Source organism: Thauera sp. WB-2, assembly GCF_027594845.1.
GTDB classification, from domain to species: domain Bacteria; phylum Pseudomonadota; class Gammaproteobacteria; order Burkholderiales; family Rhodocyclaceae; genus Thauera; species Thauera mechernichensis.
In genome coordinates this window covers 3,645,252-3,669,596 of record NZ_CP088935.1, presented here as the reverse complement: position 1 = coordinate 3,669,596, position 24,345 = coordinate 3,645,252, and the positions used below count along the sequence as shown (strand labels likewise).

Annotated in this window: 20 protein-coding genes and 1 pseudogene; 13 read left to right on the top strand and 8 right to left on the bottom strand. The window is 65.1% G+C overall.

The genetic code is table 11. The features are described from left to right. Positions 1 to 14 precede the first annotated feature (14 nt). The gene (gene aroQ, locus LQF09_RS16755) at positions 15 to 449 is read left to right on the top strand and encodes a type II 3-dehydroquinate dehydratase (RefSeq protein ID WP_270068512.1); all 435 of its coding nucleotides are present in this window, start codon (positions 15 to 17) and stop codon (positions 447 to 449) included. Positions 450 to 591: 142 nt separating this feature from the next. Then, complete coding sequence (locus LQF09_RS16750) at positions 592 to 2,571, top strand: LTA synthase family protein (protein WP_270068511.1); 1,980 nt, start codon at positions 592 to 594, stop codon at positions 2,569 to 2,571. Positions 2,572 to 2,618: 47 nt separating this feature from the next. On the opposite strand, the gene LQF09_RS16745 is transcribed toward LQF09_RS16750, so the two are convergent. Then, positions 2,619 to 3,872: a D-amino acid dehydrogenase gene (locus LQF09_RS16745; RefSeq protein ID WP_002925807.1), complete on the bottom strand. Its 1,254-nt coding sequence runs from the start codon at positions 3,870 to 3,872 to the stop codon at positions 2,619 to 2,621. Positions 3,873 to 3,905: 33 nt separating this feature from the next. Further along, positions 3,906 to 4,727 (bottom strand): IclR family transcriptional regulator, encoded by an 822-nt coding sequence (locus tag LQF09_RS16740; RefSeq protein ID WP_002925813.1) that lies wholly within the window; start codon positions 4,725 to 4,727, stop codon positions 3,906 to 3,908. Positions 4,728 to 4,886: 159 nt separating this feature from the next. On the opposite strand from LQF09_RS16740, the gene xsc (LQF09_RS16735) reads away from it, so the two are divergent. The 4 genes from xsc (LQF09_RS16735) to LQF09_RS16720 all read left to right on the top strand — a co-directional run bounded on the left by xsc (LQF09_RS16735) (position 4,887) and on the right by LQF09_RS16720 (position 10,684). Next, positions 4,887 to 6,704: a sulfoacetaldehyde acetyltransferase gene (gene xsc, locus LQF09_RS16735; RefSeq protein ID WP_002925815.1), complete on the top strand. Its 1,818-nt coding sequence runs from the start codon at positions 4,887 to 4,889 to the stop codon at positions 6,702 to 6,704. 179 nt (positions 6,705 to 6,883) lie between these two features. Continuing rightward, the gene (gene pta / locus LQF09_RS16730) at positions 6,884 to 7,900 is read left to right on the top strand and encodes a phosphate acetyltransferase (RefSeq protein ID WP_002925818.1); all 1,017 of its coding nucleotides are present in this window, start codon (positions 6,884 to 6,886) and stop codon (positions 7,898 to 7,900) included. Positions 7,901 to 7,944: 44 nt separating this feature from the next. Beyond that, on the top strand, positions 7,945 to 9,825 hold the full coding sequence (locus tag LQF09_RS16725; RefSeq protein WP_270068510.1) for a methyl-accepting chemotaxis protein: 1,881 nt from the start codon (positions 7,945 to 7,947) through the stop codon (positions 9,823 to 9,825). 106 nt (positions 9,826 to 9,931) lie between these two features. Continuing rightward, complete coding sequence (locus LQF09_RS16720; protein ID WP_270068509.1) at positions 9,932 to 10,684, top strand: sulfite exporter TauE/SafE family protein; 753 nt, start codon at positions 9,932 to 9,934, stop codon at positions 10,682 to 10,684. Positions 10,685 to 10,855: 171 nt separating this feature from the next. Here the strand turns inward: LQF09_RS16720 and LQF09_RS16715 are convergent, their stop codons facing one another. Together LQF09_RS16715 and LQF09_RS19695 are read right to left on the bottom strand one after the other, a co-directional pair. Continuing rightward, positions 10,856 to 11,500, bottom strand: a complete 645-nt coding sequence (locus tag LQF09_RS16715) for an IclR family transcriptional regulator (protein WP_232431655.1) — start codon at positions 11,498 to 11,500, stop codon at positions 10,856 to 10,858. A 21-nt stretch (positions 11,501 to 11,521) separates the two neighbouring features. Next, positions 11,522 to 11,677, bottom strand: a pseudogene (locus LQF09_RS19695) (hypothetical protein); the annotation flags it as partial. Positions 11,678 to 12,195: 518 nt separating this feature from the next. Here LQF09_RS19695 and LQF09_RS16710 point away from each other — a divergent pair. From LQF09_RS16710 to LQF09_RS16690, 5 genes are all read left to right on the top strand, one after another. After that, positions 12,196 to 13,791, top strand: coding sequence for a GMC family oxidoreductase (locus LQF09_RS16710; RefSeq protein ID WP_270068508.1), 1,596 nt, complete (start codon positions 12,196 to 12,198; stop codon positions 13,789 to 13,791). 79 nt (positions 13,792 to 13,870) lie between these two features. Continuing rightward, positions 13,871 to 15,097: a TRAP transporter substrate-binding protein gene (locus tag LQF09_RS16705; RefSeq protein ID WP_270068507.1), complete on the top strand. Its 1,227-nt coding sequence runs from the start codon at positions 13,871 to 13,873 to the stop codon at positions 15,095 to 15,097. Positions 15,098 to 15,190: 93 nt separating this feature from the next. Further along, positions 15,191 to 15,724 (top strand): TRAP transporter small permease, encoded by a 534-nt coding sequence (locus LQF09_RS16700; protein ID WP_002925844.1) that lies wholly within the window; start codon positions 15,191 to 15,193, stop codon positions 15,722 to 15,724. Between the two features lie 9 nt (positions 15,725 to 15,733). Then, positions 15,734 to 17,020: a TRAP transporter large permease gene (locus LQF09_RS16695; RefSeq protein ID WP_002925845.1), complete on the top strand. Its 1,287-nt coding sequence runs from the start codon at positions 15,734 to 15,736 to the stop codon at positions 17,018 to 17,020. Positions 17,021 to 17,267: 247 nt separating this feature from the next. Continuing rightward, entirely contained in the window at positions 17,268 to 17,648 is a 381-nt protein-coding gene (locus LQF09_RS16690) for a hypothetical protein (protein ID WP_002925846.1), read from the top strand. 16 nt (positions 17,649 to 17,664) lie between these two features. Here LQF09_RS16690 and LQF09_RS16685 read toward each other — a convergent pair whose 3' ends face one another. Genes LQF09_RS16685 through LQF09_RS16670 form a run of 4 tightly spaced genes read right to left on the bottom strand, consistent with a single transcriptional unit; the run spans position 17,665 to position 21,150 of the window. Next, positions 17,665 to 18,042, bottom strand: coding sequence for a Lin0512 family protein (locus tag LQF09_RS16685; protein WP_270068506.1), 378 nt, complete (start codon positions 18,040 to 18,042; stop codon positions 17,665 to 17,667). Next, positions 18,035 to 18,388 carry a Lin0512 family protein gene (locus tag LQF09_RS16680; RefSeq protein ID WP_002925848.1) on the bottom strand — a complete coding sequence of 118 codons (354 nt, stop codon included), beginning with the start codon at positions 18,386 to 18,388 and terminating at the stop codon, positions 18,035 to 18,037. Before LQF09_RS16680 ends, LQF09_RS16685 begins: the two co-directional genes overlap by 8 nt. 51 nt (positions 18,389 to 18,439) lie before the next feature. After that, a complete protein-coding gene (locus tag LQF09_RS16675; RefSeq protein WP_270068505.1) occupies positions 18,440 to 20,173 on the bottom strand; it encodes a cobaltochelatase CobT-related protein in 1,734 nt (577 codons plus the stop codon). Then, entirely contained in the window at positions 20,170 to 21,150 is a 981-nt protein-coding gene (locus tag LQF09_RS16670) for an AAA family ATPase (protein ID WP_270068504.1), read from the bottom strand. The genes LQF09_RS16675 and LQF09_RS16670 overlap by 4 nt, the downstream gene beginning before the upstream one ends. Positions 21,151 to 21,382: 232 nt before the next feature. Here LQF09_RS16670 and xsc (LQF09_RS16665) point away from each other — a divergent pair, with 232 nt between their 5' ends. Continuing rightward, positions 21,383 to 23,200 (top strand): sulfoacetaldehyde acetyltransferase, encoded by a 1,818-nt coding sequence (gene xsc, locus LQF09_RS16665; RefSeq protein WP_002925815.1) that lies wholly within the window; start codon positions 21,383 to 21,385, stop codon positions 23,198 to 23,200. Between the two features lie 103 nt (positions 23,201 to 23,303). After that, entirely contained in the window at positions 23,304 to 24,344 is a 1,041-nt protein-coding gene (locus LQF09_RS16660) for a YeiH family protein (protein WP_002925853.1), read from the top strand. The last annotated feature ends 1 nt before the right edge of the window (position 24,345 follow it).

The window sequence follows — 24,345 nt, the reverse complement described above, 5'->3', positions numbered from 1 at the left end:
CGGAGTCCTGCCCCATGCCCAAGGTTCTCGTCATCAACGGCCCCAACCTAAACCTGCTCGGTACGCGCGAGCCCGAGATCTACGGCGCCACCACCCTTGCCGATGTCGAGCGCGGCCTGCAGGAGCAGGGCGAGGCGCTGGGCGTCGAGGTGCTGTGCTTCCAGAGCAACCATGAAGGCGCGATTGTCGATCGCATCCATGCCGCGCGTGGCGAGGGCGTCGCCTGGGTGCTGATCAACCCGGGTGCCTACACGCATACCAGCGTGGCGATCCGCGATGCGCTTGCCGGGGTGGCGATCCCCTTCGTCGAGGTGCATATCTCGAACGTGCACAAGCGCGAGCCCTTCCGTCACCACTCGTACTTGTCGGATGTTGCCGAGGCGGTGATGGCCGGCTTCGGCACTCCGGGCTACGGACTTGCGCTGCAGTTCGTCGCTTCCCGTTGCTGAGACCGTGAGTGGGCGGCTGCGGGTCGCAAAGACTTGTCGCAATTTGCGTTGTTGCATTGCGGGGAAAAGCGGACGCGTTCGATAACAGACGATTGTTACACGCGTATTATCCTCACTCCCGATTTTCATCCGGAGTGCCGCCGTGCCCACGTCCGCAAGCCGTTCCCCCGCCAGGTCCGAGTCACAGTCAGCGGCGCAGTCTCCCGCTGTCGGCGTCACGCGTCCGCGCGCAGGGCTTCGTCACGTGCGCGAGTGGGGCTATGCGTTGGGCCTGGTGGCCGCCTGGTATGCGCTCGCACAATGGGCCAGCGCCCATTTCCTGGATGTGGCGCCGCGTCCGGACGCCTGGCTGCGTGACCTCTCCGCACACCTGCTGATCGGCGGCCTGCTGTTCCTGATGGCGCGCAGCGTCGCGCGCTTCGGCGTGGCGATGGTCGTGCTGTTCTCTGCGTTTACGGTAGGTAATGCGCTCAAACTTGCGGTGCTGGGCGGCCCGGTCATGCCCGACGACTTCGTCGCGGCAAGAAATCTCTTTTTGTTGCTGGAGGGCTGGCAGCTTTGGGGCAGCGTGGCGATGCTCGCGTTGCCGCTGGGGGCTCTGGCCTGGATGTTCGCCTGGCGCCGTCCGCGCGCCTGGGGCGCCGTGGCCGCCGTGGCCGCGGGCGTCTGGATGATCGTTGCCCAGCCGGCCGTGGTCACGAGCTGGATGGATGCCCGCTTTGGCGACTGGGTGTGGAACCAGCGCGGCAACTATGAGATGCGCGGCCTGCCCATTCATCTGGTGCAGGAGGCGGCGCGCAACCTTGCGCGCAGGGGGGCTGCACCGGCCTCCGACGAGGTTGATGGCGCGCTCGCCCTGCTCGGTGCGACTCAGCCCAGCCCCTTCATGCGCGCCGCGGCCCGTCGTGACGGACGGGGCGGGCGCAATGTGCACATGATCGTGCTCGAGTCCTTCTGGGATCCGGTGGCGCTCAAGGCGGCCGGTCTGTCGGCCGACCCGCTCGATCCGGCCTTCCGCAAGCTGTGGAAAGCTGCCGGCAACGCCAAGGTGATGTCGCCGGTGTTCGGCGGCTACACTGCAAATGCCGAGTTCGAGGCCTTGTGCGGCTTCCCGGTGATGACCGATGCCGTCTTCTTCGAAGGCCGGCTGCGGCGCGACGTGCCCTGCCTGCCGCGTCACCTGGGCGAGGCCGGCTACCGCAGCTACGCCTCGCACCCGAATGCGGCGCCGTTCTGGAACCGCATCAACGCCTACCGACGCATTGGTTTCGAGCACTACTGGTCCGACCGCGACTTCGAACTCGACGACATGAACCGCGAGTTCCTCAGCGATGCGTCGCTCTATCGCCAGGTGCTCGAACGCATCGGCCCTGAGCTCGGTAATGGCCAGCCGGTGTTCAACTATGTGCTGACCTATTTTGGCCACCTCGACTATCCGCTCAACGCGCAGCGCCCGCAGGTCATCGATACCAGGACCGACAACGCCCTGGTCAAGGCTTATGCCAACACGGTGTATTACAAGTCGCGCGAACTGATGGCCTTCCTCGGCGAACTGCGCGGGCGTGACCCCGACGCCATCATCGTGCTGTTCGGCGACCATCTGCCTTCGCTGGGCTGGAACCATGGCGGCTATGCCGAGTCAGGCCTGCTCGCGCCGAACCGCGCACAGTTCGACGACCCCATGTTCCGTACCCTGGTGTCGACTCCGCTCGTGGTCATCGACGGCAAGCGTGGTCCCTTGCGCACCGGCGACCTGCCGATCTACGCCTTGCCCGCGCTCATCCTCGATCTGCTCGACGATGAGCGTGAGACCATGCTGCGCTTTGCTGCGCGCAGTGACGATGCGGTCCGAATCCGCCCCTTGCCCGGGGTCCAGCTGACGCTCGAAGGCAAGCGCCTCACGGTGTGCCGCAATGGCGAACTCCTGCCCGAGTGCGAGCCGGTTGCCGCCTGGGTTGCAGCCATCGAGACGCTCAAGCGCGACCTCTTCAGCGGCGCCCAGCATGCGCTGCAGGCTCCGGCAGGCAAGCCGATGCTGCAGACGGTGGAGCTGGAGGCCGAGGAGGTGACGGTGGAAGCCGCGCTCGATACCTTGGCCACCGAGGGCGCGCCGGACGTCTGACGCCGCCCCGCCTGGGGGGGCGTGCGCGCTGCGCAGCTTGAGCCCTTTCAGGCAACTTCAGCTAGATGCACCGCGGGTGCGTGCCCCGCAACCAGGTCGCTCAGCGCGGCGGCCGATCCGCAGGCCATGGTCCATCCGAGTGTGCCGTGGCCGGTGTTCAGCCACAGGTTCTCGTAGCGGGTTGCGCCCACGAGGGGTACGCCTCCCGGGGTCGCTGGTCGAAGCCCGCACCAGGTCTTTGCTGCGCCCGCGGGCCTGAGCTGAGGGAACAGCTCGTGCACCCGGCGCATCATGGCCTCCTGGCGGACGAGGTTGGGGCGCAGGTTGAAGCCGTCGAACTCGGCCGTACCGGCGACCCGCAGCGAGTTCCCCAGGCGCGAGAACACGAGTTTGTGGCCGTCATCGGTCAGGCTGGTGAACGGCGCAACGCTATCTTCTGAGAGGGGAATCGTCGCCGAGTAGCCCTTGGCCGGATAAATGGGTGCGCGAATGCCCAGTGGCGTCAGCAGCTGTGGGCTGGCGCTGCCCGTGGCGACGATGAAACCATCCGCTTCGATGTGCTCGCCCTGAAGCGTACGTGCAGCAGCAATGCGCTGCCCTGTGCGCTCAAGGTTCGTGATCGTGGTGCCGAAGCGAAATGCCACGCCGGCGCGCCGGCAGCGCTCGCCGAGGCTTCGGGTGAAGCGATGTGCATCCCCGGACTCATCGTCGGCGGTGAAGTCACCGCCCACCAGCAGCTTGCGGGCACCCTCGAGCGCGGGTTCGATCGCAATGCACTCATCGACCCCGACTGGCCGCCGGTCACAACCGAAGTCGCGCAGGACAGATGCCGCACGCAGCGCGTGCTCATACTCCCGGCGGTCGGTGTAGAAGTGCAGGATCCCGCGTTCCTGATGGTCGTAGTCAAGCGGGCAATCCTCTGCAAAGGCGGCGCGCAGCCTCTGTAGTTCGCTGCGGCTGTAGCGCGCCAACTCCACGATGCGTCCAATGTTGGCGCGTGTGCGCCACGGCAGGCATTCGCGGAGGAAGGCCGCCGACCAGTTCAGCAGTGCCCGGTCGGCGCGCAGCCGGAAGCGCAGTGGCGCGTCTTCGCGACCGAGCCAGTACAGGGCTTTCAAAGGCGTACGCGGGCTTGCCCAAGGTTCGGCATGCGACACCGAGATCTGCCCGCCATTGGCATAGCTGGTCTCCATGCCGGCATCGGGTTGGCGATCTATGACCGTCACCTCGAAGCCCTTGCTGTGCAAGTACCAGGCAGTGCTGATGCCGATGACGCCGCCGCCGAGCACCGCAATCCTCATCCTGGCCTCCCCGATCCACGTGCTGGTTCTGACTCAGGCGCACTCGGCCTGCGAGCTACCGGCGCTGTCGGCTTCGATTGCCGCCAGTGCCGAGGCCGCGCGGCGCAACGCCGGTAAGGAGTCGAGAGCGTTGCGTTCGGTCATCCGCATGATCGGGGCCTGCATGGCGATGCCCATGTTCGAACGCCCCTCGGGCGCGGGCACAAGGACGGCAATGCAGAACAGGCCGGGCAGAAACTCCTCGTTGTCGAAGGCATAGCCAAGCTCGCGCACCTGCTCGATTTCGGCTTCAAGGGCGTTCAGGTTGGTGAGCGTACGCGTCGTGTATTGCATCAGCGGCGCGTTGGCGAGCAGTCGGCGGCGTTGGGCGGGTGTCATCTGTGCCAGGAACAGCTTGCCGCTTGCGGAGCAGTGCGCCGGAACCCGCGAGCCCGGATGCAGATAGAAGCGCAGTGGGGCGGCTGTCTCGACGCGGTCCAGATACAAGACCTCGCTTCCCGACAACGCGGTGATGTTGCAGCTTTCGCCCACTTCTTCCACGAGCTGCCGCAGCACGGCGTGGCGCGCCCCATGGATCGTGTCATTGAGGAGGAGGTTCTCGGCGAGGCGGCGCAGGCGCGCGCCGGTGCCGTACTGCCGCCCATCGCTGTCGCGCTGGAGCATGCCTGCCGCCTCCAGTTGCTGGAGCATGCGGTGCAGGGTCGGCTTGGGCAGGCCGGTTTCCTCGACGAGCCCCTGCAGCGTCACGAGCTGGTCCTTGGCCGCAATGACCTCGAGCAGCGCCAGCAAACGCATGGTGGGGGTATCGCCATCGATCTTGGCGATCTCGGCGCGGTTCGAACGGAGCTCAGTCATGGTGTCCTCTCCGAAATATTCCTGAAAAGTGAACGTATCGTACCGTTTTTTGGAATTTGATGTTGACCTTTTGGGGTGTTGGACCTAGAGTGCGTTCACGTATCTCGGATATCGGAATGTTTGGTACCGATTTCGTTCAACTAACTCCCAGGAGACAGCATGAGCCAGCCCACCCCCGACGGCCGCAGCGTGGCCAGCGGCCCGACCAAGATGACCCCCTCCGAAGCCTTCGTCGAAACCCTGGTGGCCAACGGCGTCACCGACATGTTCGGCATCATGGGCTCGGCCTTCATGGACGCGATGGACATTTTCGCGCCGGCCGGCATCCGGCTGATCCCGGTGGTGCACGAGCAGGGCGCGGGCCACATGGCCGACGGCTACTCGCGGGTGTCGGGCCGCCACGGCGTGGTGATCGGCCAGAACGGCCCGGGCATCAGCAACTGCGTGACCGCGATCGGCGCGGCCTACTGGGCGCACAGCCCGGTGGTGATCATCACCCCCGAGACGGGCACGATGACGATGGGGCTGGGCGGCTTCCAGGAGTGCAAGCAGCTGCCGATGTTCCAGGAGTTCACCAAGTACCAGGGCCACGTCACCCACCCGGCGCGCATGGCCGAATACACCGGTCGCTGCTTCGACCGGGCGATGAGCGAGATGGGCCCGACGCAGCTGAACATTCCGCGCGACTACTTCTACGGCGAGATCACCTGCGAGATCCCCAAGCCGGCGCGGCTGGACCGTGGCGCGGGCGGCGAGCAAAGCCTCAATGAAGCGGCCGAGCTGCTGGCCAAGGCCAAGTTCCCGGTGATCATCTCGGGCGGCGGCGTGGTGATGGCCGACGCGATCGAGGAGTGCAAGGCGCTGGCCGAGCGCCTGGGCGCGCCGGTGGTCAACAGCTACCTGCACAACGACTCGTTCCCGGCGAGCCACCCGCTGTGGTGCGGCCCGCTGGGCTACCAGGGCTCGAAGGCGGCGATGAAGCTGATCAGCCAGGCCGACGTGGTGGTGGCGCTGGGTTCGCGCCTGGGCCCGTTCGGTACGCTGCCGCAGCACGGCATGGACTACTGGCCCAAGAACGCGAAGATCATCCAGATCGACGCGGACAACAAGATGCTCGGGCTGGTGAAGAAGATCTCGGTGGGCATCTGCGGTGATGCCAAGGCGGCGGCGGTGGCACTGACGGCGCGGCTCGCGAATCGTGCGCTCGACTGCGACGCCACCAAGGGCGAGCGCGCGGCGAAGATCGCTGCCGAGAAGGCCGCGTGGGAGAAGGAGCTCGACGAATGGACGCACGAGCGCGACCCGTTCAGCCTGGACATGATCGAAGAGAACGCCAAGGAGAAGCCGTTCTCGGGCGGCGAGTACCTGCACCCGCGCCAGGTGCTGCGCGAGCTCGAGAAGGCGATGCCCGAGGACGTGATGGTGTCGACCGACATCGGCAACATCAACTCGGTGGCCAACAGCTACCTGCGCTTCGAGAAGCCGCGCAGCTTCTTCGCGGCGATGAGCTTCGGCAACTGCGGCTACGCCTTCCCGACCATCATCGGTGCCAAGGTGGCCGCGCCGCACCGTCCGGCGGTGTCGTACGCGGGTGACGGTGCCTGGGGCATGAGCCTGATGGAGACGATGACCTGCGTGCGCCACAACATTCCGGTGACCGCGGTGGTGTTCCACAACCGTCAGTGGGGTGCGGAGAAGAAGAACCAGGTGGACTTCTACAACCGCCGCTTCGTCGCTGGCGAGCTGGACAACCAGAGCTTTGCCGAGATCGCGCGCGCGATGGGTGCCGAGGGCATCACGGTCGATCGTCTGGAGGACGTGGGGCCGGCGCTGAAGAAGGCGATCGACCTGCAGATGAACCACGGCAAGACGACGATCATCGAGATCATGTGCACGCGCGAGCTGGGCGACCCGTTCCGCCGTGACGCGCTCTCCAAGCCGGTGCGATTCCTCGACAAGTACAAGGACTACGTCTGAGCGCTCCGGGGTTCCGAACCCCCGCCGCGCCCAGCTCGGGCGTGGCGGGTTCCTCCGCTCAATCCACTCCTCCCTCCCCCTGGGATTGAGCTTGGCCGGCGCCAGGGCCCCGTGCCCTGGCGGCCGGCATCTTTTCCCGCTCGAGCGTGTGCAGGGCGGGATGCAGAGGACCCAGAATCATGAAGGCTATCAATCGCATCATCGATCGCGCCCGTGCCAATCCGGGGCGCATCGCGCTGTGCGAAGGCGACGACCCACGCGTGCTGCAGGCCGGGCTGCGCGCGACACGCGAAGGTACTGCGCGCATCCTGCTGGTCGGCGATCGTGCCCGCATTACCCAGTTGGCGGAGAACGAGGCCATCGACCTCAGCGGCATGACCCTGATCGACCCGGCCGATTCGCCTCTCGCCGAGGGCTATGCCGAGGAGCTGTTCCGGCTGCGCGAGAAGAAGGGCATGACGCGCGCGGCAGCTGCGGAGGAGGTGCGCAAGCCGCTCGTGTTCGCCAACCTCATGGTGCGCATGGGCGATGCCGACGGCTCGGTGGCCGGCGCGGTGCACACCACCGCCGACGTGGTGCGGACCGCGATCCAGGTGATCGGTACCGACCCGGCGTTCAAGCTTGTGTCGAGCTTCTTCCTGATGATGATGTGCGAGCCCTTCCACAGTCTGAAGGGAGGGCTCATCTTTTCGGATTGCGGCCTGGTGGTCGATCCGGACGCCGAGGCGCTGGCCGAGATCGCAATGGCCGCGTCCGACAGTGCCCGCAGCCTGCTCGGAGAGGAACCGCGCGTGGCGATGTTGTCCTTCTCCACGAGCGGTAGCGCCAAGCATGCAGCGGTGGACAAGGTCGTTGCCGCTTCCGAGCGCGTCAAGGCGCTGCGCCCTGGACTGGCGATAGATGGCGACGTCCAGCTCGATGCCGCCATCGTCGCCGAGATTGCGAATCGAAAGCTCCCCCAGTCGCAGGTGAAGGGGCGGGCCAACGTACTGATCTTCCCCAATCTCGAGGCCGGCAACATCGGCTACAAGCTTGCCGAGCGCGTCGGCGGCGCGGTCGCCATCGGGCCGTTGCTGCAGGGCCTGGCCAAGCCGGCCAACGATCTGTCACGCGGTTGCAGCGCCGAGGACGTGTTCCACGTCATCGCGGTGACCGTCGTCCAGGCACAGGATGCCGCAGCCAGGGCGGCGCGCTGAGTACAGTGGCGGACGCGTCCGGCTGAGGGCAGGGAGGAAACGCGATGAAGGTATCGTACAAGGTGGGTATCGCCAGCGCGCTCGTGCTGTTCGTCACCCTGAGCATGCTGTCGTTCGTGCAGGTCGCACAGGTGCGTGCCAGCCTGCGTGCACAGGCCGAGGCCAGCATCGGCGAGGCCGGCGCAGGCCTTGCACGCCAGATCGAACATTGGCTCAACGCCAAGCTCCAGCTCATCGACATGGCGGCGCAGAGCATCGATGCCGACTTCAGTGCCATCCACATTCAGCGTGTGTTCGACCGGCCGCTACTGCGCGAGCAGTTCCTGTTGGTCTTCGGCGGGCTCGACAGCGATGGTGCCCGCATCACCAATACGCCGAGCTGGGACCCGCCCGGCTGGGACGCGCGCAAGCGGCCATGGTACGCGCTGGCCGAGCGCGCCGAACGCGCCGTGCTCACCGAACCCTATGCGGACGCGGCAAGCGGCGAGATCCTGATCTCGGCGGTGGCACGACTCAGTGACCGCGGCCGTTTCATGGGAGCCTTCGGTGGCGACCTGAGCCTGCAGACGATCGCCGAGGCGATCAACACCCTCGACTTCAACGGCGCCGGTCACGCTTTCCTGATGACGCGTACCGGCCGCATCATCTCCCACCCCGATGCGGCACTCAACGGCAAGCCCTATGGCGAACTCTTCGATGGCGCACAGCCTCCGCTCGACAAGGGGCTCACGGAGACACAGGCTGGCGGCCGACGCCTGCTGGTCTCGTTTACGCCGCTTGCGGGACTGACCGGCATGGATTGGTACGTCGGCATCGTACTCGACGAGGCCGTGCTGATGGCCGAGGCCGACGCACTGAGCCAGCGTGCGGTTGCCGGCACCCTAGCAGGTGTGCTGGTGAGCCTGCTCGTGCTCGCCGTGCTGATGGGCCGGCTGCTCGATCCGCTCGCGCGTCTGCGCCACGCGCTGGACGAGGTCAACCGAGGAGAGGGAGACCTGACGCGTCGTCTCGGCGAGAAGGGACGGGACGAGATTGCGCACGTCTCGCGCGCGTTCAATGGTTTCGTCGCCCACCTGCAGGCCCTGATCCGCAACGTCAAGGACAGCGCCCACCAGCTTGGTGAGGCGAGCGCCAGGACATCGGGCGAGGCCGGTCATGCCGCCGAGCGCCTGCGCCGGCAGATGGAAGAGCTCGAGCGGCTGGTCGGTGCAATGCACGAGATGAGCGCTGCGGCGCAGAACGTCGCCGTCCACGCTCACGAGGCTGCGCAGGCCGCGGTCGCTGCCCATGACGAGACCGGGGAAGGCGTGCGCGTGGTATCCAGCTCGACTGCGGCCATCCGCCAGCTCGCCGAGGAAATGGATGCCACCAGCCACTCTGTCAACGCGCTGGTGCGCTTGAGCCAGAGCGTCGAATCGATCCTCGCCAAGATCACCGGTATTGCCGACCAGACCAATCTGCTCGCCCTCAATGCGGCGATCGAGGCGGCGCGGGCGGGTGAGGCCGGCCGTGGCTTCGCCGTCGTCGCCGATGAGGTCCGTAACCTCGCAGCCCTCACGCAGGAGTCGACGCGTGATATCCGCGGCATCATCGAGGAGCTGCGCACCGGCGTCCAGCAAGCCGAAAGCCGTATGCTCCAGAGCAGCGAAACTGCCGCGCGGACTGCCGTCGAGGCCGAGACTGCAAATGGCATCCTTGCCCGTGTGCGCGAGGCAATCACCCTCATCAGCACGATGAACCTGCGCATTGCCGAACTTGCTCAGCAGCAGAGCGCGAGCGCGTCCGAGATCGACCGCAACACCGGCGTGATCCGCGACATCGGACGCGAAGTGACCGAGGTGGCCGAGCGGCAGCTCGACCACTGCAAGGTCATGGCCGCGCGGGTGCATGACCAGGATGCCTTGCTCGGTCAATTCAAGGTCTGAACATGAGTCGGCGCACGATCCTGCCTGTGCATGTGCTGGTACGCAGCTCAGGGAGCGTGACGACGTCTCAAGGTGAGGACGATCATGAATCCATGAGGAGAGTCCGATGAGCATCGAGACTGCGGTGGTCCTGCTGGCGGTGATCGCCGTCGGGACCTACTTCCAGACCGTGACCGGCTTCGGCCTGGGCATGATCGTCATCGGTGTCAGCAGCGGCTTTGGCCTGGCGCCGATCTCGCTGGTGGCCGCCATCATCAGCCTGGTCACGCTGATGAACAGTGCGGTGGCGCTGCCCGGCAAGCTGCACCACATCGACTGGCCGGCGGCACGCTACGTGCTGGTCGGCGTGCTGCCGTCGACCCTGGCGGGTGTCCTGCTGCTCGAGTACTTGAGCGCCACCGCGGCCAACCTGCTGCAACTCCTGCTTGGGCTCACCATCATCTACAGCGGTGTCGTATTCATGCTGCGCCCGGCGTCGCTCGTCAAACGATCCTCCAACCTGAGCTTCTTCGTCAGCGGCTTCTTCTCCGGTCTTTTCGGCGGCCTGTTCGGCATGGCCGGTCCCCCCGTGATCTTTCACTTCTACCGCCAGCCTTTCGATCTGGCGACCGTGCGCAACATGCTGCTGCTGACCTTCGCCTTCACCGCCGGCACGCGGACCATATTCGCCGGTACGCAGGGAACGTTTACGCCGGCGGTGTGGGCGTTGATCGGCTTCACCGTTCCGCTGGTAGCGCTGGCGACGATCGCAGGACGGCGCTATCCGCCGCCCTTCGCTCAAGTCACGATGCGCCGCATCGCGTTCGGGGTGCTGATCCTGATCGGCTCCGGACTGGTCTTCAATACGCTGTATCGTTAGCTGTTTCTGCGGCACCGATCAGGCCGCAAGCTGCATGCACTCTGCTTTTCGTGACTGCGGAATATGTGAGCACCTGGCTAGTCAGATGCCGGAGCATGCTCGATTTTTGGCATGCTGCCCGGTTTCTGGGGCCTCGTGCTCGGCCAGCTGCTCTTAATCTGCGTTGTAGCTTCACGCGCTCGGCGTTGGGAAGAGGATGGTTCGCATCGCGTCCGCTGCAATGCGCATGCTTGGCACCTTGGCCATCAGGTCGTCGAGCGAGACGCGCGCAGTCGGCGCGTGGCAGGCAATCGCCGCCACCGCCTTGCTGCCCTCGCCAAGCACCGGGACTGCGACGGCGATCATGCCGCGGACGAACTCTTCATTGTCAATTCCGAGGCCGAGTTTGGCATTGCGCGCGAGTTCCACCTCGAGCGCTTCCATATCCACCAGAGTGCGGGGGGAGTGGCGTGTCAGGGTGAGGTTGGCAAGCAGGCGGCGACGTTCGAGCAGGGACATGGATGAAAGGAAGAGCTTGCCACTTGCGGTGCAGTGCATCGGCACGAAGGTGCCCGGCTGCAAGTGCATGCGTAGCGGCTCGGTGGTCTCAACGCGCTCGACGTAGAGCACTCGGCCTGCATCAGGAACAGTGAGGTTACAGGACTCCCCAAGCTTGTCGACGAGCGCGCGAAGTACGGCGCGGCACTCTCGACGCATGTTCGAGCCGCGAAGCGTGCGCAGCGCCAGCGTAGTGGCGCGCGTTCCGGCGACAAAGCCTCGCTCCGCGGGTAGATGAAGCACGTAGCCTTGGTCTTCCATTGCGCGAAGCAGTCTCATGAGGGTGCTCTTGGGCACACTCATGAGACTTGCGAGCTGAGCCAGCGTGAGCGGCTGGGTAGATTCCGTGAGGTGTTCGAGGACAGTGAGCGGACGAAGGCGGCGAACGTCTTCGCTGCCTTCGTCATGCACGACTACCGCGTCGTCCGCTTTCGGTGCGTGGGGCCCTCTGCCCATGTGTCCTGATTCGTGTGTCACTTCCGTCATCCGTGTCGGGCTTCTGTTTCTCTGTGACTCTTGATGCAATGGTACGAAATGTATCGATCTTTTGAAACGCTGTGTTTCATTAAGGCTTGCCTGCGGTACAACGAGACAGGACTTGGATGGAGGCCTCGGAAGCGAGAAGGTCCCGGCAAGCTGTCGTGAGGTGCTCTTGGCCTTCGGACACGCGTCTAAGGAAAGGCGTTGCTTCCGCGCGCCAGTCACTTTCATCTCGCCAATAGCGTCGATGTGCACAAGCTACGTCGAAGGGTCTCCGAGGTCCGTAACGCGTTTCTTGACGCCTTTTTGGTTCACTTTTGCGCCGTTGCGTTTCAGTTCGGATCGGAATGCTCGATTTGTGTTTGTTTTGCGTATGGCCTCATTAATAGTGCGTATGCACTTTATTGAAACGCTGCGTTTCATAAACAAGGCGTGAGGCGTTACTCAGAACATCAGCATCGTATTCCTAACGGTGCAGTCAGGAGACCTTCTAGATGTCCATTGAAGCTGATTACATCGTCGTCGGGGCAGGCTCGGCCGGTTGCGTGCTGGCCAATCGCCTGAGCGCCGACGAGCGTAACCAGGTGCTCTTGCTTGAGGCTGGCGGCCGCGATAGCAACCCCTGGATCCACATCCCGGTTGGCTACTTCAAGACTCTGCACAATCCGAAGCTGGATTGGTGCTACCGGACCGAGCCTGACGAGAAGGTTGCCGGCCGCGAGATCCAGTGGCCGCGTGGCAAGGTGCTGGGCGGTTCGAGCTCGCTCAACGGCCTGCTCTACGTACGCGGTCAGCGGGAGGACTATGACCGCTGGGCAGCGCTGGGCAACGAGGGCTGGAGCTTCGACGAGGTGCTTCCGTACTTCAAGAGGTCCGAAGACCAGGAGCGTGGCGCGAGCGAGTATCACGGCGTGGGCGGACCGCTGAAAGTCTCGGATCTGCGCCTGCGCAGGCCGATCGCCGACCACTTCATCAAGGCTGCGCAGGAGATCGGCATTCCCTATAACGACGACTACAACGGCGCGAGTCAGGAAGGCGTAGGCTACTTTCAGCAGACCGCGCACAAGGGTTTCCGCTGGAGTACCGCGAAGGGCTTCCTGCGGCCCGCCATGGGGCGCTCCAATCTGCGCGTCGAGACTCACGCCCAGATCTTGCGCATCCTCTTCGAGGGCAAGCGCGCGGTCGGCGTGGAGTATCTTCAGGGCGGAGAACGCTGCATCGCCCGGGCGCGCTGCGAGATCGTGCTGGCCGCGGGCGCCATCGGCTCGCCCCAGATCCTGCAGAATTCGGGCGTTGGTCCGGTCGAGGTTCTGCGGCGAGCGGGGGTGCAGGTGCTCCACGCCCTGCCTGGCGTCGGCCGCAACCTGCAGGACCACCTGCAGGTGAGGCTGGTCTTCAAGACCCGCGAGCGTACGCTGAACGACGAGGTGAACAGTCCGATCCATAAGCTCTGGATCGGACTGCAATACATGTTCTCGCGTACCGGACCACTGACCCTGGCGGCCAGTCAGGTGGCCATCTTCACGCGCTCCTCGCCCGAGGTCGAGCGCCCCGACATCCAGTTCCACATGCAGCCGTTGTCTGCCGACAAGCCGGGGGAGGGCGCACATCCCTTCTCGGCCTTCACGTCCTCGGTGTGTCAGCTGCGGCCGTGGAGTCGTGGCCGTATCGAGATCCGTTCGGCCGACCCGCTCGCCTATCCCGCGATCCATGCCAACTACCTGGGTGACGAGCGCGACCATGCGGTGGTGATCGGTGGCGTCAAGGTCGCACGCCGCATCGCCGAGGCGCCCGCGCTCAAGCCGCACATCATCTCCGAGTTCGTGCCGGGCGCGAAGTACCAGAGCGACGCCGAGTTGCTCGACGCCGCTCGCCGCTACAGCCAGTCGATCTACCACCCGGCCGGCACCTGCAAAATGGGCTCGGACGAGGATGCGGTCGTGGACGCTCGACTCAGGGTGCGTGGCTTGGTCGGCCTACGTGTGGCAGATGCCTCGATCATGCCCGAGCTCGTCTCGGGTAATACCAATGCCCCTGTCATCATGATCGGAGAGAAGGCCGCCGACATGATGCTCGCCGACCGCATCTGACGCGGCGACGGCGTCCACTCAACGCAGAAGCGATTCCACACAGGGCCGTCGAGCCCACCCATCAAAGAGGAGACACACCATGAGCAAAGAGACCACGCTGGATCGTCGCGGCTTTCTGCGCATTGCCGGCCGCTACGGGCTGACCTCCACCGCACTTGCGGCCGCAGGCATGGTCGGCCCGCTGACCTTCGAGGGGCTCGCCCGCGCTGCCTCGCAGACCGCCGACGCGCGCAATGCCTCGACGCCGCTGATGACGCTGAAGTTCGGTGCATCAGGCTTCAACGAAAGCAACCTGAAGATCCAGGAGTCGGGTCAGCTGTGGTTTGCCCAGGAGTTGGAGAGACGCACCAACGGCGCGCTGAAGATCGAGTTCATCGGCAGCAACCAGATCTGCAACCAGCTCGACTGCGTGAAGAAGGCCCAGCAGGGCATCGTCGACATCTTCTCGGCCAGTACCCAGAACTCGGCTGGCTCGGCGCCGTACTACAACGTGCTCGACTTTGCCTACATGTTCCCCTCGCGCGCAGCCCAGCACTACTTCTTCTATCACCCGAAGAGCGAAAAGCTCTTCCGTGAGCCGATGCGCAAGCGCCACAACATCCAGTTCCTGTACACCCACTGCGAACTGCGTGGCCTGATGCTCGGCAAGAAGTTCGCCAACCGCCCGACAGTGACCACCATCGAGGAACTGGCTGGCACCAAGAACCGCGTTACCGGCACCCAGCTCGGCCGCATCGCCATGCAGCTCATGAATCTGAACCCGGTGCCGATCGCCTGGGAAGAGACGCTCGACGGCCTAAAGCAGGGCCTCATCGACGGCGCCGAGACCTGGATGGGGGCGGCGGCCTACGCCAACATGGCGCCTGTGCTCGCGCAGGCGGTGGACCTGAAGTTCTTCTGCGGTACTGAGCACACCGCGATGAACAACGCGACCTTTGAGAAGCTGCCCCCTGCCATCCAGGACATCGTGATGGAGGTGGCCTACGACGCACAGCAATATACCCAGCGTGAGCAGGAGCGTGCGCTCGTTGAAGTGGTCGGTGCGGTCGTAGACCCGGGGCCGGATACCGTTTTCGCAAAGAACGGCGTGCGCGTGGCCACGCTCTCCGATGCCGAGATTCTCAAGGCCGAGAAGATGTGCTCGCCCGAGTACCGACCCGAGCCCTGGGCAGAGTGGCGGGAGCGCCTCAACAAGATGTCCGGGGGGCACGATGTTTACAAGGAGATCTTCATGGTTGCGCGCGAAATCCCGAAAGATACCCCTGTGGCTGACGTGAAACCGCAACGCTGGTGGCAGTCCGCTTGATGGCTGGTTGGTAGCCCCGACCTGCCGCACGCCTTGCGCCGGCTCGTCAGCCTGGTCAGCGCAGGGCGCCTCCCTCATTTCGGAGTTCCCCCAATGGCCTATCTTCTGGCACTCGTTCGGTGGCTAGACCGCAACGCCGAACGCACCCTGATCCTGATCGCCTATTCCAGCATGGCCCTGATCATCGTTTACGCGGTGTTCGAGCGCTATGTTTTCAGTACTCAGGTCCCCTGGAGTTCCTCCATTCCGATTTACCTGTTCCTGTGGGTAACTTGGATTGGCTGCGCCTACAACGTACGCAAGCGCACTCATCTGGTGTTCAACGACCTCCGCCTGCGCATGCCCTACGGAGCCCAGTTCGCCTGCATGTGGCTTGACGCAATCCTGTGGGTCGGCTTCGGCACCATGGTGGCCTGGTTCACCATCGAGCAGACGCAACTCGCCTATGACAACTTCGCCATCGTGCAAGGCACCGACAACGTCATGCAGTGGTGGTTCTACCTGGCCACCCCGGTCGGCTGGTGCCTGCTGATGTTCCGCGCCCTGCAGAACCTGGTCGAAGACATTGGCCGTTACCGCCGCCGCGAACCCTTCCTGGTCGACATCCAGGCAATTGGTGGAGACTGAGGAGGCATCATGGACAATTCGACTCTCATCACTCTGGTTTCACTGGGCGTCGTCGTGCTGTTCCTGCTCGGCGTGCCCATCTTCCTCGTCATCGGCATGTGGGTCACCGGCGCGTCGCTGGTCATCGACTTCACGCTTGCCAACATCGGTGTGACGCTATTCGAGGGGCTGAACTTCTTCGGGCTGCTTTCGCTGCCCTTATTCATTCTCACCGGTGACCTCATCGCCGCGGCGGGCATTGCCAAGCGCCTGGCCGAGTTCGCCCACGCCTGCCTGAGCTGGATGCGCGGCGGCCTCGGCCTGGCCACGATCGGCTCCTGCGGGCTGTTCGCGGCCATCTCGGGTTCCAACTCGGCGACCACCGCGACCATCGGCGGCATCATGCAGCCGCTGCTGGTGAAGGATGGCTACGACAGCCGCTTCGCCGCTGCCACGGCCGCGGCCGGTGGCACGGTCGGGATCATCATTCCACCGTCGATCATCTTCATCGTGTATGGCTTCCTGATGAACCTGTCGATCTCCGATCTGTTCGTTGCCGGCATCCTGCCGGGCATGCTGATGGTGATCGCGATGCAGGCGGTGTGCTGGTGGATGTGCCGAAAGCATGGCTGGGGCTCCATCTCGCCGCTCGATGTGGGGCGCGTAGTGCGCTCGGCGGGCAGTGCCTATCTGGGGTTCTTCGCCATCTTCATCGTCATTTTCGGGATCTACTCGGGCATCTTCTCGCCCACCGAGGCGGCGGCGATTACCGTGGGCTTCTGCCTGATCGCCGGCCTGATCGTCACCCGCGAAATCAGGTGGCGGGCCTTGCCCGACATCCTGCTGCGCTCCGGCCAGCTTACCGGCATGCTGGCGCCGATGATTGCCATTTCCATCGTGATGCAGCAGGTCTTCGCCCTGCTCGGCGCCGCCGAGACGGTGCAGTCCTTCATCGCCTGGTTCGGAAGTGGTGACGTAGTCGTGCTGCTGGTGTGCATGGGTATCGTGCTTGCCGCCGGTACGATTCTCGAGAGCCTGCCTGTGACGGTGATCTTCGCCCCCATCCTTGCGCCGATCGCGATCGCGGCGGGCGTTGATCCGGTGCATTTCTCGGTGATCTTTCTGGTAGGTGCCGCGATCGGGTTCATCACGCCGCCTTTCGGCCTCAACCTCTTCGTGGCCAGCGGCGTCACGGGTATCCCGTATTCGAAGCTCGTGCGCTTCGCGCTGATGTACATGATGGGCCTCACCATCTCCTGGCTCATCATCGCCTTCGTGCCCTGGCTGTCGCTCGGCCTGATCCCGCAGCCTGGTTGAGCGGGTCCCAGGCTTCGTCAGGCGCACATGGCCGGTCGCCGACTGCTTGCGCGGTCGGCGACCGGTTCGTCATCCTGCGGCGTGTGGAAGGCGGTCAGGTTGCTTATAGCAATTGGTTTTATAGATAGGGGTGCCTCAGAACTCCATTCGTTTTATTCTCCCCACACATGATCTTGATCAGGGAGACCATCCCGAGCCGTTCGGCTGCGGGCTCTCCTTGCATGTCGTCCATTGGGGGGAGTCATCCATGCTCGAGTTGCTGACCGGTTTCGTGGCCCTGGCCGCCTTTCTGGCGATCTCCTATTTCAGGGGACGTACCAAGAAAGAGGGCGCGCTGGAGACGGCGCTGTCCTCGCCGGAAGAGGTCGCGCGTCTCTACCTGCGGCATTCGCCGGAAACGGATGCCTACTGGCTCCATGTGCAGTTCCGCAATGGCCGCAAGCGCCTGCTCGCCGCGCCCTGGGAGCTCGACGACACGCTCGGCCAGCTCGAAGCCCGGGGTCTCCATCTCGACGAAGCGGACCGGGCCCTGCTCGCAGCGGCCGAGGCTCCGGTAGTACGCTCACGTCAGCCAGCGGGCAACTGCGGTCGGACGGCGGCCGGCGTGCCGATGCGCGCGGGTGCCTGAAGCCGGACGGCGGCGTTCAGGCCTGCGCAGGCGCGCTCAGGCGCCAGGCACCCGGCCCGATCGGCAGCAGCGCGGCGACGGCTGCGGTGGCGATCACATGCGTGGTCTCCTGCACCGGGTCGTGGACGTCCAGTCCGCCGAACACCACCTTCACCTCGGCGCGCCCGCGTGGCAGCGTGGCGGCGACCACTGCGGCATCGACCTTGTCGGGCTGCTGCACGCCGATCGTCACCTGCACGCGCATGTCGCGGTGGTCGTAGCCGAGCGACTTGAACAGCACGATGGATGAATGGTGCAGGGCGTCCTGCACTGCACGGCAGGCGGCCTTGGTGTAGTCGCCGCCGTACAGGTCGTTGCCGGTCCCCATTTCGAGGATGATGCGTTTCTCAGTCATGATTGCGCTCCATGTCGAAGGACACCACGATGGCGGCGTTGGCGATCACGGTAGGATCGCTGCCGTCCGGCTTGCAGACGTCGAGGCCGCCGCGTACGACGCGGATAGTGGGTTGGCCGTAGGGGAAGATGTCGAGCAAGGCGGTGCTGTCGACCGCCTCGGGTTTCTGTACGCCGATCTCGACGTCGATCAGCATCGCCTCGCGCGGGAAATCGAACGCGGTCGCCACGTTGAGCGAGTTGTGCCATAGCGCGTCGCGGATCGCGCGTGCCGCGGCCTGTGTGTAGTCCTGACTGCGGATAGAGGTCCCCAGACCGAACTGCGTGACCATTCGTGTCTTGGCCATGTCGAATGCTCCGATCGTAAGTGGTTGATGTCCTTGCGCCGTGGCGAACCGTCAGCGCCGATGGCGGCCGCTGATGAGTTGGACAATGTCAAAGAACAACTCGTTGTCGAGCGCCTTGCTCATGTCGGTGGCCAGACAACGGCGGTAGAAGGGGCTGAGGTCGAGGCCGACGCCGAGGCCGAGGATCTCCACTGCGCCCTGCTGCTCGCGGCGCGCGACCACGTCCTTGAGGTGGTTGTCGAGGTAGAAAGGGTCGTTTGCCAGTCCGGTTGCGCCGTCTGCGGGGCTGCCGTCGGAGATCACGACCAGGATGCGCCTTGCCTCGCCGCGCGCCAGCATGCGGTTGCACGCCCAGTCCACCGCCTCGCCGTCGATGCCTTCGCGGAACAGGTCGGCCTTGAACAGCGCGGCGATGTCGGTGCGCGCCCGCCGCCAGCTGCGATCGGCGTCCTTGAACACCATGTGGCAGACCTCGTTCAGGCGTCCCGGGCGGAGCGGGCGGCCGCGGGCGAGCCATTCGCGGTGGGCGCGGCCGCCGTTCCAGGCCCCGGTGGTGAAGCCGAGCAGTTCGGTGCGTACGCCCACCATCTCGAGCGCGCGGATCATGATGTCGACCATCATCGCGACCGGCTCGATGTGCGCCTTCATCGAGCCCGAGCAATCGAGCAGGAAACTCACCACGCAGTCGGCCGCCGGCTTGTACTGCTCCTGGCGGAACAGGCGGCGCTCGGTCGGTGAGCTCACGAGCTGGCTCAGGCGGCGGCCGTCGATATGGCCTTCTTCCTCACCGAACAACCAGCCGTCGCGCTGCGGCTCGGCGAGGATGGCGGCGAACAGGCGCGCCAGTCGCGGCAGGTTGATGCCCTGGGCGGCGATGCGTTTGTCCAGGCGCTCGCGGTACTCGCGCAGCAGGGCCTTGCGCACGAGCGTCCCGGCCTGCACCTCGGTATCGTAGCGGGTGGTGAATACGCGGTAGGCCTGTTCTGCGTCCTCGAAGGCCTTGCTGTGACCGGTGAGGGCCGCGGCGATGCCGTCGTCGTCGCCTTCGTCGCGGTCGAAGTCGAGCAGCAGGACGAAGCCGCGCCGGATCTCTTCGTCCTTCGCCTCGGCCTCCTCGTCGCCCGCCGAGGCGGCGGTCTCGGCATGGATCGTCTCGGCCACGATGCGCGCGATCTCGAGCGCATGGGGGGCGAAGCGGCGTTGGTCGTGGCGATTGCGGCGGATGCCGGCGAGCGCGCTGCCGAGCTGGGAGACGAGCGAGAAGCGGGTGCTCTCGATGTAGTCCTCGGTTTCCTCCAGCACCGGCTTCGTGGTGAGCCGCGACCAGCAGATCTGCGCCACGGTGTACAGCAGGATGCCGAGCCGTCCCTCGGTGAGGCCGGAGCGGTAGAAGGCGCGCGACCAGTTCTCGAAGCGGTGGTGCAGGTTGGTGGCCATGCCCGGCATGTCGGCCGGGGCGAGGGTTTCCACGCGCAGTTGCTCGAGCAGTTCGAACAGCAGGCGCTCGATCGGGTCGGCGGGGCACAGGCTGCGGTGCAGTTGGGCGTCCGAATGCAGCAGGCGCAGCGCCATGCCGTCGGCGGCGGCGCGACAGTCGGCGAAGTCGTCGTGGTCGGGGTCGATGCGCAGGTGCGGCGCATGCATCGGCAGCGGCCGCGATCCGCGGTGCAGGCGCCGGCCGCGGTAGTGCAGCGCGGCGTCACCAGTGAGGGCGCGCAGGGTGGCGGCGCACAGCTCCTCGACCTTCTGCTGCCGCTTCGCGTTCTGCTGCGCCGTCGCCATCATTGCGCTTCCGACGTACGCATCCAGGATTCGTCCAGCTCCTCGCCGAAGCAGCGCTGGTAGTACTCGGCGACGATCGGGCGCTCGACCTCATCGCATTTGTTGAGGAAGGACAGGCGGAAGGCGAGCGCCGGATTGCGGAAGATCTCGCAGTTCTCGGCCCAGGTGATGACGGTGCGCGGCGACATCAGGGTCGAGAGGTCACCGGCGGCGAAGCCCTTGCGGGTGAGCTCGGCCACCGCGACCATCGAGGCGATCAGCTGGCGGCCCTTGTCGTAGTTCTTGCCCGGCACGCGCGCGAGCACGATCGCGACCTCTTCCTCGCGCGGCAGGTAGTTGAGCGTGGCGACGATGTTCCAGCGGTCCATCTGGGCATGGTTCAGCACCTGGGTGCCGTGGTACAGGCCCGACAGGTTGCCCAGGCCAACGGTGTTCGATGTGGCGAACAGGCGGAACCAGGGGTGGGGGTGGATCACGCGGTTCTGGTCGAGCAGGGTGAACTTGCCGTCGCGCTCGAGAATGCGCTGGATCACGAACATCACGTCGGGGCGGCCGGCGTCGTACTCGTCGAAGATCAGCGCGACCGGGCGCTGCAGCGCCCAGGGGACGATGCCTTCCTGGAACTCGGTTACTTGCAGGCCATCGCGCACGACGATGGCGTCCTTGCCGACGAGGTCGAGGCGGCTGATGTGGCCGTCCAGATTCACCCGTACGCAAGGCCAGTTCAGGCGCGCCGCCACCTGTTCGATATGGGTGGATTTGCCGGTGCCGTGCAGGCCCTGCACCATCACCCGGCGGTTGCGGCTGAAGCCGGCGAGGATTGCCAGCGTGACGTCGGGGTTGAAGCGATAGGCGGTGTCGACGTCGGGCACATGGTCGTCGCGTTCGGCGAACGCCGGCACCTTCAGGTCGGTGTCGATTCCGAACACTTCGCGCACCGACACCATGTGGTCGGGCTGGGTCAGGACTGTTTCCGTCACTGCTGTCTCCTCGGTCTCTTCATGCACGGAGCAGGCCTTGCTTCCGTGGCGCCGGATACACGATTCGTTCCGGTGCGGCATATTAGTCATGTTTCAAAAAAATATTCAAGTCGTACCGTTTTTTGGAATTTGATGTTGACCTTTTGGGGTGTTGGACCTAGAGTGCGTTCACGTATCTCGGATATCGGAATGTTTGGTACCGATTTCGTTCAACTAACTCCCAGGAGACAGCATGAGCCAGCCCACCCCCGACGGCCGCAGCGTGGCCAGCGGCCCGACCAAGATGACCCCCTCCGAAGCCTTCGTCGAAACCCTGGTGGCCAACGGCGTCACCGACATGTTCGGCATCATGGGCTCGGCCTTCATGGACGCGATGGACATTTTCGCGCCGGCCGGCATCCGGCTGATCCCGGTGGTGCACGAGCAGGGCGCGGGCCACATGGCCGACGGCTACTCGCGGGTGTCGGGCCGCCACGGCGTGGTGATCGGCCAGAACGGCCCGGGCATCAGCAACTGCGTGACCGCGATCGGCGCGGCCTACTGGGCGCACAGCCCGGTGGTGATCATCACCCCCGAGACGGGCACGATGACGATGGGGCTGGGCGGCTTCCAGGAGTGCAAGCAGCTGCCGATGTTCCAGGAGTTCACCAAGTACCAGGGCCACGTCACCCACCCGGCGCGCATGGCCGAATACACCGGTCGCTGCTTCGACCGGGCGATGAGCGAGATGGGCCCGACGCAGCTGAACATTCCGCGCGACTACTTCTACGGCGAGATCACCTGCGAGATCCCCAAGCCGGCGCGGCTGGACCGTGGCGCGGGCGGCGAGCAAAGCCTCAATGAAGCGGCCGAGCTGCTGGCCAAGGCCAAGTTCCCGGTGATCATCTCGGGCGGCGGCGTGGTGATGGCCGACGCGATCGAGGAGTGCAAGGCGCTGGCCGAGCGCCTGGGCGCGCCGGTGGTCAACAGCTACCTGCACAACGACTCGTTCCCGGCGAGCCACCCGCTGTGGTGCGGCCCGCTGGGCTACCAGGGCTCGAAGGCGGCGATGAAGCTGATCAGCCAGGCCGACGTGGTGGTGGCGCTGGGTTCGCGCCTGGGCCCGTTCGGTACGCTGCCGCAGCACGGCATGGACTACTGGCCCAAGAACGCGAAGATCATCCAGATCGACGCGGACAACAAGATGCTCGGGCTGGTGAAGAAGATCTCGGTGGGCATCTGCGGTGATGCCAAGGCGGCGGCGGTGGCACTGACGGCGCGGCTCGCGAATCGTGCGCTCGACTGCGACGCCACCAAGGGCGAGCGCGCGGCGAAGATCGCTGCCGAGAAGGCCGCGTGGGAGAAGGAGCTCGACGAATGGACGCACGAGCGCGACCCGTTCAGCCTGGACATGATCGAAGAGAACGCCAAGGAGAAGCCGTTCTCGGGCGGCGAGTACCTGCACCCGCGCCAGGTGCTGCGCGAGCTCGAGAAGGCGATGCCCGAGGACGTGATGGTGTCGACCGACATCGGCAACATCAACTCGGTGGCCAACAGCTACCTGCGCTTCGAGAAGCCGCGCAGCTTCTTCGCGGCGATGAGCTTTGGCAACTGCGGCTACGCCTTCCCGACCATCATCGGCGCCAAGGTGGCCGCGCCGCACCGTCCGGCGGTGTCGTACGCGGGTGACGGTGCCTGGGGCATGAGCCTGATGGAGACGATGACCTGCGTGCGCCACAACATTCCGGTGACCGCGGTGGTGTTCCACAACCGTCAGTGGGGCGCGGAGAAGAAGAACCAGGTGGACTTCTACAACCGCCGCTTCGTCGCTGGCGAGCTGGACAACCAGAGCTTTGCCGAGATCGCGCGTGCGATGGGTGCCGAGGGCATCACGGTCGATCGTCTGGAGGACGTGGGGCCGGCGCTGAAGAAGGCGATCGACCTGCAGATGAACCATGGCAAGACGACGATCATCGAGATCATGTGCACGCGCGAGCTGGGCGACCCGTTCCGTCGTGACGCGCTCTCCAAGCCGGTGCGATTCCTCGACAAGTACAAGGACTACGTCTGAGCGACGGCAGCTTCCTCCGCCTGCTGCCGCAGCGCCGCCCATGCGCGCTGCGGCAGCGTTTACCCGGCCCCGACGGCTTCCTCGCGACACGGATCGCCTGCTCATGAACGCTCAGACCAAGCCCCTCTCAGTGCCGATGTTTACCGAACTTCGCCGGCTGCTGCCCGGATTCATGCTGTGCGGCGTGATCGCGATCACCGCAGCCTTCGTGTCCGAGCACTATGGCGGCCCGAAATTCCTCTATGCGTTGCTCATCGGCATCGCCTTCCACTTCCTCTCCGATAACGACAAGTGCATTCCGGGTATCGAGTTCTCGGCCAAGAAGCTTGTCCGCCTCGGTGTTGCCCTGCTCGGCGCACGCATTGCCATCAGCGATGTGTCCGATCTCGGTTTGGCCGGTGTCGGTGCGTTGGCCGGCGCGACGGTGCTCACCATCGGCTTCGGCATGTTCATGGCTCGCGTGCTCGGCCTGCCGTCGATGCTTGGCTTGATCTCGGGCGGCGCTACCGGCATCTGCGGCATCTCGGCCGCGATGGCGATCTCGGCCACGCTGCCGCAGACCAAGGAGAACGAGCACTACACCCTGCTTACGGCGATCGGCGTCGCCACCTTCTCGACCGCGGCCATGATCCTCTATCCACTTGTGGTTTCGGCGGGCGGATTGTCGGTGGGCGAGGCCGGCATGTTCCTGGGTGGCTCAATCCACGACGTGGCGCAGGTCGTCGGTGCCGCCTTCATGATTTCGCCCGCGGTCGGCGATGCGGCGACACTGGCGAAGATGTTCCGCGTGGCCATGCTGGTGCCCGTGGTGATGGTGCTGGCGCTGAGCTTTCGGGCCGAGTCTGCCCGGACTGCGGGTGGCGGCGCGAAGAGAGCCCCCTTGTTGCCTTTCTTCCTGGTTGCGTTCGCTGCCCTGGTCGTGATCAACAGCTTCGGCTGGATCCCTGCCGAAGTGGTCGCAGTGAGTTCTGACGTTTCGCGTTGGTGCCTGGTGATCTCGATCGCGGCGCTTGGCGTCAAGACCTCGTTCGAGAAGCTCGCCGCCCTGGGCTGGAAGCCGATCGTGCTGCTGTCGAGCGAGACCCTGTTCATCGCCCTCTACATGCTCGCGATCGTGTTCCTGACGCGCCTGCTGTCCGCCTGAC

Excerpts from the sequence above, each read along its gene's own strand:
- LQF09_RS16680 (WP_002925848.1), bottom strand. The coding sequence starts at position 18,388 with ATGGCCAAGACACGAATGGTCACGCAGTTCGGTCTGGGGACCTCTATC.
- LQF09_RS16690 (WP_002925846.1), top strand. The coding sequence starts at position 17,268 with ATGCTCGAGTTGCTGACCGGTTTCGTGGCCCTGGCCGCCTTTCTGGCG.
- LQF09_RS16695 (WP_002925845.1), top strand. The coding sequence starts at position 15,734 with ATGGACAATTCGACTCTCATCACTCTGGTTTCACTGGGCGTCGTCGTG.
- aroQ (WP_270068512.1), top strand. The coding sequence starts at position 15 with ATGCCCAAGGTTCTCGTCATCAACGGCCCCAACCTAAACCTGCTCGGT.
- xsc (WP_002925815.1), top strand. The coding sequence starts at position 21,383 with ATGAGCCAGCCCACCCCCGACGGCCGCAGCGTGGCCAGCGGCCCGACC.
- LQF09_RS16725 (WP_270068510.1), top strand. The coding sequence starts at position 7,945 with ATGAAGGTATCGTACAAGGTGGGTATCGCCAGCGCGCTCGTGCTGTTC.
- LQF09_RS16685 (WP_270068506.1), bottom strand. The coding sequence starts at position 18,042 with ATGACTGAGAAACGCATCATCCTCGAAATGGGGACCGGCAACGACCTG.
- LQF09_RS16700 (WP_002925844.1), top strand. The coding sequence starts at position 15,191 with ATGGCCTATCTTCTGGCACTCGTTCGGTGGCTAGACCGCAACGCCGAA.
- LQF09_RS16720 (WP_270068509.1), top strand. The coding sequence starts at position 9,932 with ATGAGCATCGAGACTGCGGTGGTCCTGCTGGCGGTGATCGCCGTCGGG.
- LQF09_RS16710 (WP_270068508.1), top strand. The coding sequence starts at position 12,196 with ATGTCCATTGAAGCTGATTACATCGTCGTCGGGGCAGGCTCGGCCGGT.
- LQF09_RS16675 (WP_270068505.1), bottom strand. The coding sequence starts at position 20,173 with ATGATGGCGACGGCGCAGCAGAACGCGAAGCGGCAGCAGAAGGTCGAG.
- LQF09_RS16660 (WP_002925853.1), top strand. The coding sequence starts at position 23,304 with ATGAACGCTCAGACCAAGCCCCTCTCAGTGCCGATGTTTACCGAACTT.
- LQF09_RS16745 (WP_002925807.1), bottom strand. The coding sequence starts at position 3,872 with ATGAGGATTGCGGTGCTCGGCGGCGGCGTCATCGGCATCAGCACTGCC.
- LQF09_RS16715 (WP_232431655.1), bottom strand. The coding sequence starts at position 11,500 with ATGAGACTGCTTCGCGCAATGGAAGACCAAGGCTACGTGCTTCATCTA.
- xsc (WP_002925815.1), top strand. The coding sequence starts at position 4,887 with ATGAGCCAGCCCACCCCCGACGGCCGCAGCGTGGCCAGCGGCCCGACC.
- pta (WP_002925818.1), top strand. The coding sequence starts at position 6,884 with ATGAAGGCTATCAATCGCATCATCGATCGCGCCCGTGCCAATCCGGGG.
- LQF09_RS16740 (WP_002925813.1), bottom strand. The coding sequence starts at position 4,727 with ATGACTGAGCTCCGTTCGAACCGCGCCGAGATCGCCAAGATCGATGGC.
- LQF09_RS16705 (WP_270068507.1), top strand. The coding sequence starts at position 13,871 with ATGAGCAAAGAGACCACGCTGGATCGTCGCGGCTTTCTGCGCATTGCC.